Origin of the sequence: Streptomyces sp. NPDC048434 (assembly GCF_043200375.1) — a bacterium.
GTDB lineage: Bacteria > Actinomycetota > Actinomycetes > Streptomycetales > Streptomycetaceae > Streptomyces.
This window is the reverse complement of the sequence record NZ_JBICXQ010000048.1, coordinates 1-13,288: the sequence shown is the minus strand read 5'-3', so window position 1 is coordinate 13,288 and position 13,288 is coordinate 1. Positions and strand designations below refer to the sequence as shown.

11 protein-coding genes and 3 pseudogenes are annotated in these 13,288 nt (G+C 70.2%); 6 read left to right on the top strand and 8 right to left on the bottom strand.

The features are described from left to right. Window positions 1-87: 87 nt before the first annotated feature. Window positions 88-366 carry a hypothetical protein gene (locus ACGFWI_RS36885; RefSeq protein ID WP_393910448.1) on the bottom strand — a complete coding sequence of 93 codons (279 nt, stop codon included), beginning with the start codon at window positions 364-366 and terminating at the stop codon, window positions 88-90. Between the two features lie 265 nt (window positions 367-631). On the opposite strand from ACGFWI_RS36885, the gene ACGFWI_RS36880 reads away from it, so the two are divergent. Further along, complete coding sequence (locus tag ACGFWI_RS36880) at window positions 632-1,480, top strand: YwqG family protein (protein ID WP_393910447.1); 849 nt, start codon at window positions 632-634, stop codon at window positions 1,478-1,480. Between the two features lie 466 nt (window positions 1,481-1,946). Next, the gene (locus tag ACGFWI_RS36875) at window positions 1,947-2,108 is read left to right on the top strand and encodes a hypothetical protein (RefSeq protein WP_393910446.1); all 162 of its coding nucleotides are present in this window, start codon (window positions 1,947-1,949) and stop codon (window positions 2,106-2,108) included. A 188-nt stretch (window positions 2,109-2,296) separates the two neighbouring features. Here the strand turns inward: ACGFWI_RS36875 and ACGFWI_RS36870 are convergent. Continuing rightward, window positions 2,297-2,440, bottom strand: a pseudogene (locus tag ACGFWI_RS36870) (SAM-dependent methyltransferase); the annotation flags it as partial. Window positions 2,441-3,052: 612 nt separating this feature from the next. Between ACGFWI_RS36870 and ACGFWI_RS36865 the strand changes: the two are divergent. After that, on the top strand, window positions 3,053-3,844 hold the full coding sequence (locus ACGFWI_RS36865; RefSeq protein WP_393910445.1) for a glutamate racemase: 792 nt from the start codon (window positions 3,053-3,055) through the stop codon (window positions 3,842-3,844). Between the two features lie 219 nt (window positions 3,845-4,063). On the opposite strand, the gene ACGFWI_RS36860 is transcribed toward ACGFWI_RS36865, so the two are convergent. Continuing rightward, window positions 4,064-4,273: a hypothetical protein gene (locus ACGFWI_RS36860; RefSeq protein ID WP_393910444.1), complete on the bottom strand. Its 210-nt coding sequence runs from the start codon at window positions 4,271-4,273 to the stop codon at window positions 4,064-4,066. Between the two features lie 193 nt (window positions 4,274-4,466). Here ACGFWI_RS36860 and ACGFWI_RS36855 point away from each other — a divergent pair, with 193 nt between their 5' ends. Continuing rightward, window positions 4,467-5,300: a hypothetical protein gene (locus ACGFWI_RS36855; protein ID WP_393910443.1), complete on the top strand. Its 834-nt coding sequence runs from the start codon at window positions 4,467-4,469 to the stop codon at window positions 5,298-5,300. A gap of 250 nt (window positions 5,301-5,550) precedes the next feature. On the opposite strand, the pseudogene ACGFWI_RS36850 reads toward ACGFWI_RS36855, so the two are convergent. Next, window positions 5,551-5,902 (bottom strand): annotated as a pseudogene (locus tag ACGFWI_RS36850) (dTDP-glucose 4,6-dehydratase); the annotation flags it as partial. A 581-nt stretch (window positions 5,903-6,483) separates the two neighbouring features. Beyond that, window positions 6,484-6,750 carry a hypothetical protein gene (locus ACGFWI_RS36845; protein WP_393910442.1) on the bottom strand — a complete coding sequence of 89 codons (267 nt, stop codon included), beginning with the start codon at window positions 6,748-6,750 and terminating at the stop codon, window positions 6,484-6,486. Between the two features lie 330 nt (window positions 6,751-7,080). Between ACGFWI_RS36845 and ACGFWI_RS36840 the strand changes: the two genes are divergently transcribed. Beyond that, window positions 7,081-7,539, top strand: a complete 459-nt coding sequence (locus ACGFWI_RS36840) for an SRPBCC family protein (RefSeq protein ID WP_393910441.1) — start codon at window positions 7,081-7,083, stop codon at window positions 7,537-7,539. Window positions 7,540-7,749: 210 nt separating this feature from the next. On the opposite strand, the gene ACGFWI_RS36835 is transcribed toward ACGFWI_RS36840, so the two are convergent. From ACGFWI_RS36835 to ACGFWI_RS36825, 3 genes are read right to left on the bottom strand one after another with little or no spacing between them, the layout of a single operon-like run. After that, a complete protein-coding gene (locus ACGFWI_RS36835; RefSeq protein WP_393910440.1) occupies window positions 7,750-9,174 on the bottom strand; it encodes a phytoene desaturase family protein in 1,425 nt (474 codons plus the stop codon). Continuing rightward, a complete protein-coding gene (locus ACGFWI_RS36830; protein WP_393910439.1) occupies window positions 9,171-10,988 on the bottom strand; it encodes a DUF3556 domain-containing protein in 1,818 nt (605 codons plus the stop codon). Before ACGFWI_RS36830 ends, ACGFWI_RS36835 begins: the two co-directional genes overlap by 4 nt. Before the next feature lie 43 nt (window positions 10,989-11,031). Continuing rightward, complete coding sequence (locus tag ACGFWI_RS36825) at window positions 11,032-12,516, bottom strand: class I adenylate-forming enzyme family protein (RefSeq protein ID WP_393910438.1); 1,485 nt, start codon at window positions 12,514-12,516, stop codon at window positions 11,032-11,034. Between the two features lie 157 nt (window positions 12,517-12,673). Here ACGFWI_RS36825 and ACGFWI_RS36820 point away from each other — a divergent pair. Continuing rightward, window positions 12,674-13,288 (top strand): annotated as a pseudogene (locus ACGFWI_RS36820) (hypothetical protein); the annotation flags it as partial.

The window sequence follows — 13,288 nt, the reverse complement described above, 5'->3', positions numbered from 1 at the left end:
TTCAGAGCCCCCTACTGACGGCATCGCGTATCACTGTGCCGTGAGATGGCTGGGACGACGCTGGCGCTGTGCCCGTTGCAGCTCTGTTCAGGCGCTGGTGAGGTCGACCCATACCCATGGTGCGTGGTGCCACGAGCGCACTTCGCCGACGACCAGTTCGATGGCTGTTCCCACAGGCGGGAGGTCGTGGGCCAGTCTCTGCACCGCTGGCTCGCTGCGGCGGCGGATGGTGTCCAGTGATGCGCCCACCGGCTCGTATGCGTTGAGTTTCGCGGTGATGCCCCATGGTTGGTGGCTGGTGATGGTTGCTTGGACGCGATCGCCTGGGCGAAGTTCGCCAAGGGGGCGCTTCGGCTCGTCTGACATGGCAGCATCATCTCGCCTCTTCACGAGCAAGGGGCCGAACCGCACCGGATTTCAGTGAGGCCGCTCAGCGCTGTCGGGCAAGCTGTCGGCTCTGGAGCGCCAGGGCCGACGGAGTGTTCGGTCGGTGCAGGTGAGCCACACCGTCTCGTTGTCCGCCCATGCGGCGGGCGTCGTCGTCTCCGCCCAGGTCTGGACTCGCGGCCCGAAGCCGTGGGGCCGAGGCGCGAATGGCCCGTTGTCAGTGGCCTCGTGCATCATCGTTGCCATGACACAGAGCACCGCTGACCCGCTCCATGCACTGGCCCGCGAACACCTTCCCGACAAGATCGCCGAACGGTGGATCGGCCTGCTGAGGCCGGGCATCCGACTGGAGAAGGCCACGGGTGCGGACCCGGTTGCCGGTCGGCTCGGCGGCCTGCCGGAGCTGCCGGAGACCGAGGAGTGGCCCGTATGGGAGGGCCACGGCCCGCTCTCCTTCGTCGCTTCACTCGACTGCGCCGTGCTCCCCTCCGCCGCCCTCGACATCGCCCTGCCGGCAGAGGGCACGCTGGCCTTCTTCTACTTCGACGGGCAGCTGGACGAGGGCTGCGCGGTGGTCGCGCCCGATGAGCCCGGGAGTTGGGCGGGCGCGCGCGTGCTGTACGTACCGGCAGGCGTCCCCGTCGTCGAGCGGGCGACGCCGGAGGAGCTTCAGCCGTACCCCGAGGTGACTCTGACGGCGCGCGTGGAGACAACGGCGCCGTACCTCACCCATCCATCGGTGTACCGGGAGTTCGCGCCGATGCCCAACGACCACCCGGTGGGGGACGACGAGTTCCAGGAGGCCCTGTGGGACCACTTCGATGGCACGGAGCATCGTATCGGCGGCCACGCGCACCCCGTGCAGGACGAGGTGGAGTCCGAGGTCGCCCGCGGCGCCCTGGGCAGCCCACCGTGGGATGACCCCCGCATCAAGGAGGAGGCGCTGCGCTGGGTGCTGCTCGCTCAGTTCGACAGTGACAACGACGCTGACATGATGTGGGGCGACTGCGGCGCCCTCTACTGGCTCATACGCCCCGAAGACCTGGCCCAACAGCGCTTCGACCGCGCGATGTTCACATGGCAGTGCTGTTGATCAGAATCCACCCACCTTGGCCGTCCGGTGCACCAGTCGCCGCCCAGCGGGCAGTTGCGTGACGCGGCTGCGTACGACTGCGGCGCTGCCCCAGATCAGTGGTGGTCGTCCTGGCCCGGAGACCGCAGCGTCTCCTGGGCCCGGCCGGCTGCTGTGGTGAACACAGTCTGGAGCCGGAGGAGCTGACCGGACGTGGACTCCGGCGACTGCAGATCCGTACTCGGCAGCTGCAGGCCGGTCGGTCGCCCGTGCGGGTCGCGGGCATCTTCTCCAGAACGGAGGCCACGGAACGCACAACTGGGGATGCCCCCGGGCACCTCGACGAGGCCGCCACGGCCTGCACCGCACTCCACCTGCCCGCAGATAGCCACCCACTCCCCCGAACCGGAACGCCGGCCATGGGGCGTTCGCATGTTCTCCCAGTCCCGGCCTACCGCACCTCGCCCCGTACCCACGACGATGAAGCATGCCCAACGCACACTGCTCGAACTGTTGCCCCGTCGAGAAGCCCAAACCCGAGGTGCCGGCTCCGTGGCCACTCAGCGCGCTGGTGTGGCTGACCATCATCTGCGGGACCGGCACGGGCCTGTACGCCCTCGTCATGTGGATGGCGTCCAGCCTGTTCTGAGCAGCGCCACACCCCGACCGGGACTCCCCCGGCGTGTGGCACTGACGTATCCCCGTACGCTCGCGGGTCTGCCGGCTGAAGAGCTCAGCAACATCGGCATCAGACGGCACACAGCTGTCCGGTGTCACCGAACATGGCGCGTCTGCCATCAACGCCCTCAAGGACATTCGACCTGTACCCCGGTGCGGTCAGTCGGCGGGCTTCTCCCAAACCGAGATGGGCCGGTGGCTCTCGCTGGTGAACGGCGCTTGTGACCACCCTTCCCACCGGTCACGTAGCCACAGACCGGCGAGGCGCGCCACCAGATCCAACTCGGCCGGCCATACGTACCGGATGCGCGGATGGACTCGTGCGTGCCGCCGTGACCCAGCATGCGGCGGACAGGCATCCCGGTGTCGTCCGCAGGTCGACGACCGGCGCATGGACTCCGCGCGTGAGCTGTTCGGCAGCATCTGCGGATGCGGATGCGGATGCGGACGAGCCGAGGGCCGCAGCCTGCTCGCCCTCTGTCTGGTGATCGGCAATCACTTCCTCGCCTCCCACTACGGCGTCCGAACCCGCGACGACGTCTTTTTTCACGCCGCCGACCTTCTGCTCAAACGTCCGCACGACCAGAGCCGCTGTGGGACGGCGGCGAGCCGACGGCTCCCCGGCCTCCGCTTCGCGCGTTCACCCTGCCCACGGTGGGATCGGCTCGGAACGGCTCGGAACGGAACGGAACGCAGTCGAGAAGCCATACCACTCTCCCGAGATTGGCCATGCTGCTGAAGCCGGCACCGGGACAGACTCTCCGCCAGTGGCATTGAGGAACGAGCACACGAGAGGCGACTGGCATGGAGCAGGAGTTCAGGGGGCGCTACGAGCGCGCGCTTCAGCGCCGTCACGAGGAGTGCGCGGCAGCCGTAAGGGCACCGAGCCGTGGTGGCCGGCCGAAGATTGCGCTCATGGATGCGGGGATCGGACTGCTGGCGGCAGCCGCCGCAGTACGCCGCCTGCGGCCCGACGCCGATCTCGTCCTCTCCTCCGATCCCGACGGCATGCCCTGGGGACCGCGCACCCCACAGGACCTCACGACCCGCGCGCTCACCGTCGCCGAAGCGGCTGTCGCGCACCGTCCCGACGCACTGATCGTCGCCTGCAACACCGCTTCCGTGCACGCCCTGCCCGCCCTGCGCGCCCGCCTGGAACCGGATCTGCCGGTCATCGGCACCGTCCCGGCGATCAAACCGGCCGCGGCGGGCGGCGGGCCGGTCGTCGTCTGGGCCACCCCCGCCACCACGGGCAGCCCCTATCAGCGCCGTCTCATCGAGGAGTTCGCGGCCGGTGCGCGCGTCGTTGAGGTGCCGTGCCCGGGGCTCTCCGACGCCGTCGAGTGCGCGGACGAGGCGGCCATCGGACGTACGGTCGCCGCCGCGGCGGAACGCACCCCGGGCGAGGCATCGGCCGTAGTCCTGGGCTGCACCCACTACGAACTCGTCGCCGAACGCATCCGCGCAGCCCTGCGGCGCCCCGGTCAGCCACCGATCGCCCTGCACGGTACGGCCGACGCGGTCGCCGCCCAGGCCTTGCGCCGGCTCGGCAAGCGGCCCGCCCCCGAGGCGCCTGCCGAGGGAACCCTGACCGTGCTCCTCAGCGGGCACGAGGCGGCGCTCCCGGCAGCGGCACTGGCGTATGAAGAGGGCCGACTACTGCAAGCTGTCGGTCCCGCGTGCCGGGAGGCCGTACCCGAGCGGTGATGCCCCCTATTTCCGTGCCGGCGATTATTTCCGTGCCGGCGATCCGGAACATGACACCGCGGCTGCGCCGGCTGCCGGGAGGTCCTCTCCGCCCGGCAGCCGCCCACCGCCCACCGTTCGTCGTGCTGCGGGCAGCGGGGCGTAGCCGACGGTGCACTCGGCGTACGACCGCAGCAGGGCTGGCCGCTGGGCGTCGCCCGCAGTGAGCGCCCAGCGACGTCAATCAGTCGATCGTGTGCCTCCACCAGCGGTTCGTGACCCTTCGCTGTCATGCGTGCGGGCAGCGAAGAGGCCGATGACAAGCACGACGGCCGGTGCGGCCCGGTCGGCCGGCTGACCCCGATCCGAAGGGGCACCGGTGACCTCGGCACGGTCAGCGATCGCCGCAGCACCGTTGGCGATCGTCACGGCGCGGTCGGCAATCGTCACGCCACCAGCCTGGTCGAGAGCGCATCGGTCCGAGTGAGTGGGTCAGCTTGCCGGGGGCGGGCCGCCTGCAGGAGGGGGCGGATGCTCGTCCGGTACTGAGCGCGTCACGCGAGGGCCACGCCGGATCAACACCGCGGTCATGGCCGACCCCGCACGCTGACTGTCAAGGCCCATCCACTCAAGAGGAGACATCATGGCCACAAACATCCGGAAGCGCATTCCCCACGTGATCGGCGCGTCTCTCCTGGCCGTGGCACTCACCGGAACGGTGGGCGCAGTCACCGCGATGAGCAGTGACACAGCGCCCCAGACAGCGAAGGCTTCGGCGCCGAGCAGTAACGAACAAACCACGGGTGCCACCACAACCGGCGCCACGACCGGCGGCGGAGGCGGCGGCGGAACGACAGGTGCCACCACGACCGGCGCCACGACCGGCGGCGGAGGCGGCGGCGGAACCACGGGCGCCACCACAACCGGCGCGACCATCGGCGGAGGCGGCGGCGGAACCACGGGCGCCACCACAACCGGTGCCACGATCGGCGGCGGCGTCGGCGGTACGACAGGTGCCACCACGACCGGCGCCACGATCGGCGGAGGCGGCGGCGGAACCACGGGCGCCACCACAACCGGTGCCACCATCGGCGGCGGTGGCGGTGTGGCCTGCCAGTTCCGCATCGTCAAGGGCAAGATCGTCCTAGTCCCGGCGGGCTGCAGGCTGGGCGGCGGAACCACAGGTGCCACCTCGACCGGCGCGACCATCGGCGGCGGCGGTGGCGGCGGGACTACGGGTGCCACCACGACCGGTGCCACGATCGGCGGCGGTGGCGGCGGGACGACAGGTGCCACGTCGACCGGTGCCACGATCGGCGGCGGTGGCGGCGGGACCACGGGTGCCACGTCGACCGGCGCGACCATCGGCGGCGGCGGTGGCGGGACCACAGGTGCCACCACGACCGGCGCGACCATCGGCGGCGGTGGCGGCGGCGGGACCACAGGTGCCACCACGACCGGCGCGACCATCGGCTGAGGCGAGCCACGCGCTGTGCAGAGCATGCGGCCCATGCTGATGGGCAGGCAGGCTGACGTGCGCCGGCGGCCGGAGGTCCGGTACAGCCGGCGCTGGGTGACCAGGCACCGCGGGGCGAGGGGCGGCCATCAGCCGCCGCACCGCCCGGGTGTCGGTGATGTCGAGCGCGCCGTGGGTGAGCGCGGTCACTTCTCCGTGGCCCGGTGCTGCCGGGCCACGGGGTCGTGGCTCAGCAGCCCCGAGGCATCGGTCACCAGCCAGGGCGCGCGCACCGCGCCGCTGTCAACAGAGGCTTCCACCAGGCTCGATGTTCGCGGTACCGGCGGACGGTCTCGTCGAGGCCGGTGGTGAAGTCGTTCCGCGGCCAGTGGCCCGGTTCGTCGCTTATCCGGCTCCAGTCGACCGAGTAGCGGCGGTCATGGCCCTTGCGGTCCGCGACATACTCCACGCGATCCCAGCCCGTGCCGCAGGCGTCGAGCAACAGCCCGGTGAGGGCTTTGTTGGTTACAGCGGCACCGTGCCCCGTCGAGCAGGGAGGTGAGGAACCGGGAAATGAGCTTCTCGGGGAAGTGGTGATGGCGGTAATTGTCGGATGCACCGGTTCGGCCGGAACCTCGTGCTGTGGCTGCCGACCGGTGTCGCCTGGCGCTACGAACTCACGGCATTCAGCGTCCGGGTAGCCGGCCACGCCGTGAAGCCCGCTGAAGGGGGCGCGCTGTCCTGGGCCGTCTGCGCCACCGTGCCACCGCGCCGGCCTTCCTCCTCGCCGTCCTCGCGTTCGCCGGCCGCGTGGTGCGGAGCCACCTCACGTATGGAATGAGCCTTCAGCAGCACCGGCCGACGGTCCCGACGGCGCGGCCTCGGGACGAACACGGCGGCCCCCGGCGGCAGTTGCCTGATCCGCTCGGTCCTGCCTCCGCTGCTCCGTCTCGCGCCGGTCAGGCATCATGAGCCGCAGGTCCCGCAGCGCCGCCCGCTCTTCGTTCACGCCCTCCCCCTGACGCTGTCGACTCCGGCTGACCAGTACCCCGCACGCCAAGGGCCCGGTGCGCCTGGTTCCCCAGGAACACCGGGCCGTTGCGGAGTCCTTCCGTTGTCTGACGGGCCCCTGGTGCCCGGCCGGGCAGCCGTTGTCTGACGGGACCCTCGGCCCCCGGCCGGGCAGCCGGTCAGGCGGGCGACATCAGTCGACCGGCTCATGTGGAACGGGCTGGTCGGAGCGGACGCCCGGGGCCTTGGGAACGCCGGTCCGCCCAGTGCCGGCCTGATCGGTGTCAGGAACCGTCTCGTCAGGCTCCTCGTTCTTTTCTTCCTCCGACAGTTCGGGGTCCCACGGATCGGGGACCGGGCTGGAGGCATCGGCCTGGTGGCTCGGCAGGTCGTGGGGCACTGGCGTGCTGTCTTCGCTGGACGTGTCACGACGGGACATCAGTTGAGGTGCCTCCTCCATGGGGATGTGGGTGTCCTGGCCCGGTACCCCGGCTCCACTGCGCCATGCTCGACGCGGGCTGAGAGACGGACCACGCCGCTCCCGACCTGACGCCCCACGTGGCTGAAGTCCGTGAGCGCACACCGTCATCGTGCACCGGGGCCCGCGGCGGCGAGGGCGGGTACGACGTCCGCTGCTTCCCGTACGGGCGGAGCGTCGGCGGCCGCCGGGCAGTGGAGAAAAACTCGTGTGGGCACCGTCTGAGAAGCCGGCTATCGGGCACCCGTGAACCACGCGAAATCCGCGCGCGGGATCTGCTCCCGCGAAAGCCACCACTGAGGAGGCGTAGTCATGAGCACGGTGAAGGAGACGGTGGAAGTCGAGGTCCCGGTCCACACCGCCTACAACCAGTGGACGCAGTTCGAGGAGTTCCCGAAGTTCATGGAGGGCGTCGAGAGGATCACCCAGCTCGATGACCGGCACAACCACTGGACGACCAAGATCGGCGGGGTCCGGCGGGAGTTCGACACCGAGATCATCGACCAGCTGCCCGACGATCGGATCGCCTGGCGTACCACCAGCGGCGACACCCAACAGAAGGGCCTGGTCAGCTTCCAGCGCCTGGACACGACGCACACCCGGGTGGAGCTCATGATGGATTTCGAACCCAGTGGTGCGGCGGAGAAGACCGCTGACATGACGGGAACCATCGCCCGGCGCGTCAAGGGCGACATGCGGCGCTTCAAGGACTACATCGAGCACCGGGGAGCCGAAACCGGTGCCTGGCGTGGCCGCATCACGCCCGGCTGACCCCGACCCCGGCGCCCGGCTGACCAACCCCGTTGGGCGGCTGCCCCGACCACCGGCAGCCGCCCATCGGCCCGGCGCACCAAGGCCGTCGGTGCTCTGTGTGCGGGCGGTGCCGAACCACCCATGGGCCCACCACCAGCCGTAGTCCGAGCGGCAGTTGGCCCTGTGCCGTAGGCATCCCCCTTCAGCGGCCGTCCGTAGTTCATCGCTTCATGGACTTCGGCTGCCGAGGTGACGCAACGCGGAAGTTGCCGCTCCGGCACCACACATGCCGTGCGCCCCAGGGCCCGGCGGGGTGGCGGCCGAGCACAGGAACACCCCGTCGAGGCCGGTGGAGTAAGGGTCGAAGGTGAGACGGGCGCCAAGGACGAGCCGGGGGATCGTCTCGGCGCCGGTGAGGATGTCGCCGCCCACGAAGTTCGGGTTGGCGGCCTCGAAGTCGGCGGGCCGGGTGACACGCAGGGCCACGATGCGTTCGCGGGTGCCCGGCGCGAATCGCTCCAGCTGGGTCAGGATCGCCTCGGTGGCGTCGCCGTCGTAGCCGTGCGGGACGTGGGCGTAGGCCCAGACCGGATGCACGTTCCCGGCCGACCGCGAGGGGTCGGCCAGGTATTGCTGGCCGACGAGGACGAAGGGGCGCTCCGGCATCCGCCCGGACGCCACGGCCTTTTCGGCCCGCGCGACCTCGGCCAGCGGGCCGCCCAGGTGCACGGTGCCGGCCCGGCGTGCGTACGCGTTCGTCCACGGCACACCCCCTTCGACGGCCACATCGACCTTGAATGCGGCGGGGCCGTGGCGGAACCGCTGGTAGGCGGTCCGGACTCGCGAGGGCAGGCGGTCGCCGTAGATGCGGGCGACCTGGCCGGGGGCGAGGTCAAGCAGCGTCACGTCGGCGGGCGGGAGCTGCGACGCATCGGTGACTCGGACGCCGGTGTGCACTTCGCCGCCGTGCTCGCGTAGCACCTTGACCAAGCTGCGGGCGATGGACTGCGAGCCCCCCTCGGCGACGGCCCAGCCGGCGGCATGGCCGGCGGTCAGGATTCCGAGGCCGATCGCCGAGCTGAACGGGTGGGACAGCGGGCGCAGGGCGTGCGCTGCGACACCGGCCCACAGGGCCTGGGCCTGCGGTGTGCGGAACAGGCGCGCCAGGAGCGTGGCGGGCGCAACGGTCGGCAGGCCGAACCGCGCGAGCAGCAGCGGATGTGCGGGGACGCCCAGCAAGGGTCGCATCACCTCACCGGCCAGCTCGCCCCAGTGGGACACCGACGGTCCGACGAGTGCACGGTAGCGGGCACCGTCGGCGGCGAGCATACGGGCGGTGTCCTCGACGGAGCGCAGCAGCACCCCGGCCGTCCCGTCGTCCAGCGGGTGCACGCAGTCGACCTCCGGAAGCCGCCAGCGCAGCCCGTGCCCTGCGAGATCGAGGGATTGCAGGGCCGGGGAGGTGACCGCCATCGGATGGATGGCCGAGCAGTGGTCATGGAGCAGCCCGGGCAGGAGCGCCTCGTGGCTGCGGGTGCCACCGCCGACCTCGTCCGCGGCCTCGAAGAGGGTGACCCGCAGCCCGGCCTTGGCCAGGAGGGCCGCGGCGGCGAGCCCGTTGGGCCCACCGCCAACGATGACCGCTGACGTCATGACGCCGTGCCCCGAGGCAGCACACCCGCGTCGGGGCCCTCCGTGTCCGGGTGCGGGAGGTCACCGGGCACGGGCCGCAGCGGGCCGAAGGACTCCACGTCGTACACGGGGTAGTTCGGGCCGTCGGTGGGCCAGGGCTGGCGCGTCAGCATGTCGTGCACCTTGACCTGGCCGCGTTCGAGCAGCCCGTGGACGGCGTCATGGACCTCATAGGCTTGAGTCTGCCGGTGGACCGGCTGACTCTCCAGGCAGATCACCCGGACTTCCCCGGGGGCGAAGCCGCACCTGGCCTGCACGGCGCCGAGGAGCTGGTCGTTGTGGAGGTGGCCCTCGCCGAAGTTCCAGCCGATCGCAAAGCCGGCGATGAGCTCGCCGTCCACGACCACCGCGTCGTCCTGGCCGTCGGTGACTCGGTCGATGAGTCCGTTGTGAGCACGGCCATGGGAGTGCATCGACCGCCAGCTCTGCACCTTCTGGCCCATGAGCATGGCGGTGTCCGCGTCGTAGAGGCTTTCCAGCTGACGGGTGGGAAGCCGGCACGCCGTGGTGAGTCCGGCCTCCAGACGCTGCAGGGCATGGCCCCTGAACACCCACGCGCTGGTCGCCCAGTTGCCCGCGTAGTAACGCATGGCCGGCAGGAACGACACCAGGTCTGGCCGCACGTTGCCGAGCAAGGGCAACAGGAGCAGGCTCGGCAGGATCACGGCGAGCAGCCAGGGCGATTGCAGGTCCTGGACCGCGACCTCGCCATGGGCGCCGAAGAGGGAGAACAGCGAGAAGATGAAGAAGATGTTCCACTCCAGCGGTACACCCATCGGCACGGTCGAGAAGATGTGGATGTGGAAGACGGCCATGTAGATCAGGGCCGCCCAGGTCCAGAACCCGCCGTCGCCGAGGAAGACGAGGTAGAGCGGGACGGCGTACTCCGTGGCGGTGCCGGCATGGGCCAGGAGAAACGGCAGGCGGGCGGGCCGCAGGTCTCGCGGGTGGTCGCGGTACATGAACCGCTTCAGGCGGCCGGAGCGGATCAGCGGTGCGTTGCTCATCATCGTCGCCACCACGAACGGGAAGTGGTGGTTGAGCTTGGAGGTCGCAGCCCCCCACCACAGCGCCAGCATGACGAGCTTGAAGCCGATGACCATGTCGGAGTACGGGAAGAAGAAGATCAGCAGCGAGAGCCAGTACTGCTCCCCGCGAGCGGCCAGGAAGATGGTCTTGTCCCGGAGGCCCAGTATCGCCAGCGAGACGATGAGGGGGATCGCCGCGAGCGGATCGAGCAGCCCGATGTCACCGAATCCCGGGACGGCGCTGCCGTCGCCCGGCCGGCTGAGCAGCCACACTCCGGAGGCGAGGACGGCTGCGTAGAGCAGTACATCGGCACCGGTACGGCGGTGACCCCGCGTCAGCGGCACCCGGCCCGGCCAGGGCGGCAGCCGGATGGTCCCCGGCCGCAGCCAGTACAGGGCGGCGCCGATCGGCGGATTGAAGCGGGACGTCAGCGGACCGGACCCGCAGCCCAGGCCGAGCACCTCGTACAGAAGCGTGAAGACGATGAGCTTCTGGTAGACGATCGGCTCGGACCACCACGAGGCAGGATCGGTCACCGAGCCGATGCCCGGGGTCAGCGAGATCACGCACGCCGCTCCGCCGACGTACAGCAAGCACTTGACCAGGTAGAAGAGGTACACCACGTATGGACTGCCGAAGCCGTGCTCGACCCAGTGCCGGGTGAGTACCTGCAGGCGTTCGCTACGCGGCAGCGTCCGGAATGCTGCCGCGTCGACGGGCGGCAGTTGAGGGTTCATGAATCCCATGCGGAACACACCTTTGTGTCTCGAAAAGGAGCCGCGGCGCGGCTCAGCGGACGGGCCCGAGCGCCTGGCGGCGCAGCAGGGGCTTGTCGATCTTTCCGACGGGGTTCTTGACGACGTCGGGGACGACGACGACTTCGACCGGGATCTTGTAGGCGGCGAGCCGGGCGCCGAGGAACCCGGTGGCCTCGGCCGGGGAGAGCTCCGCGCCGTCGCGGACGGAGACGAAGGCGACCGGCACCTCGCCCATCACCTCGTCAGGGCGCCCCACGACGGCGGCTTCGAGAACGGCGGGGTGGTCGTGCAGGACGGTCTCGATCTCTTTGGGGTAGATGTTCTCCCCGCCCCGGATGATCATGTCTTTCACCCGGTCGACGAGGACCAGGTAGCCGTCCTCGTCGAGTCGGCCGACGTCGCCGGTGTACAGCCGGCCCTCCCGGACGGCCCGGGCGGTTTCCTCAGGCCGGTTGAGGTAACCGCGCATCACGGTCGGGCCGGAGATGACGACCTCGCCGACGCCGCCGTCAGTGATCAGCTGCCCGTCCTCCCCCATGATGGCCACCGTCTGGTGCGGCAGTGGCAGCCCGACCGTGCCGGGTTTGCGGATGCCGTCGAGCGGGTTGGACGTCGACGCGCAGGTCGCCTCCGACAGGCCGTAGCCCTCGATGAGTTGCACACCGAAGCGCTGCTCCACCACGCCGATGAGCTGCGGGGGCATCGGCGCCGCCCCGCAGACCACGAAGCGGAGCGAGGAGGTGTCCGGCTGCACCTGGAGCGGGAGGTTCGCCAGCATCGCGTATATCGCCGGGACGCCGGAGAAGTAGGTGGGGCGGGCTTTCTCCAGTGTCGGGAAGAAGCCCTTGGCGCTGAAGCGCCGCACGATGGTGGCCCGGCCGCCGGCGCGCAGCGGCGACAGGATGCTGACCACGATGCCGTTGACGTGGAACAGCGGCAGGATGAGGAGGCTGTGGTCCTGCTCGCTCAGCTTCATCGATTCGGTCATCGCCGCGGTCATCGCGTCGAGGTTGCGGTGCAGCAGCTCAACGCCCTTGGGACGTCCGGTGGTACCGCTCGTGTAGATGACCAGGGCAAGGTCCTCGCCGCCGGCCTCCGGGGCCACCTGCGGCTCCGGCAGCTCGGCCGCGGGCGCCGGTCCTGCCAGCTCTTCAAGGGCGAGTGCGACGACGGAGCTGGGCAGGCCGGTGGACGGCTCCTCGACGATGACGATTTTCGCGCCGGCATCGTCCAGTTGGTAATGCGTCTCCACCGCGGTCAACGCGGGGTTGACCGGGGTGAGTGCGGCTCCCAGGCGCCAGGCCGCGAACAGCGCCACCACAAGTTCAACTCTGTTGGGGAGCTTGACCGCAACGACGTCCCCACGGCGGACGCCCCGGCCGGCGAAGTGCCGGGCGTAGGCATCGACCAGGTCGTCGAAGGCGGCGTTCGACAGGGGGCCGTACACGTCGTCGGCTATGGCCGGCGCGTCAGGGGCTTGTTCGCGGCGCACAGCGGGCAGGCGGCTCAGGTTCATGCGGGCTTGCACCTCAAGGGTGGTCGATGGACGAGATGCAGGCGAAGCTAGGGCCCGGTGTGTGATCACGGCCACGGCCGCGCGCCACAAGATGTCGGCGGCCTTTCGTGCTCCGCGCACAGACCCGGTGCGGCACCGGGCGCCGTAGCATGCGGGCATGTCGACGGAGCAGGCGCTGGTCGCGCAGGTGGCGGATCGCGTGTGGGAAGCACGTGAGGGCCTGATCGCGGACCTCGTGCGGATGACGCGCGCTCAAATCAGTGCGCTCGATCACGATGCCGCCTCACGCTCCCTGCTGGAGGCGAGCATCACCGAGAACATCGTGGCCGCGGTGCACTTCCTCAAGCAGGACATCGATGTGGAGTACCTCGACGCCCCGACCGCGGCCCTGGCTTATGCCCGGATGCTGGCCCAGCGCGACATCCCCCTGTCGGCGCTCATCCGGGCCTACCGCATCGGATACTCCCAGTTCCTCGACCGGGGCTTCGCGATCCTCGCCGACCTGCCTGCCGAGGACCGGGTCCCGCTGGTCGTCACGCTCGTGCGTCGCGCGGCGCAGTACATCGACCAGATCTGCGAGCAGGTGGGCCGCACCTACGAGATCGAGCGTGACCGGTGGGTGGCCAGCCAAAGCGGCGTCCGTCAGCAGTGGGTCAACGAACTGCTCGGCGGCGGGCCGGGGGGCCCGGGCCCCCCCCCGCCGGGGGGGGGCGATACCCGCGGCGCCGGTTGTTGGGTGTTGAAAACTATGAACAAAACGGAACAGATTGGT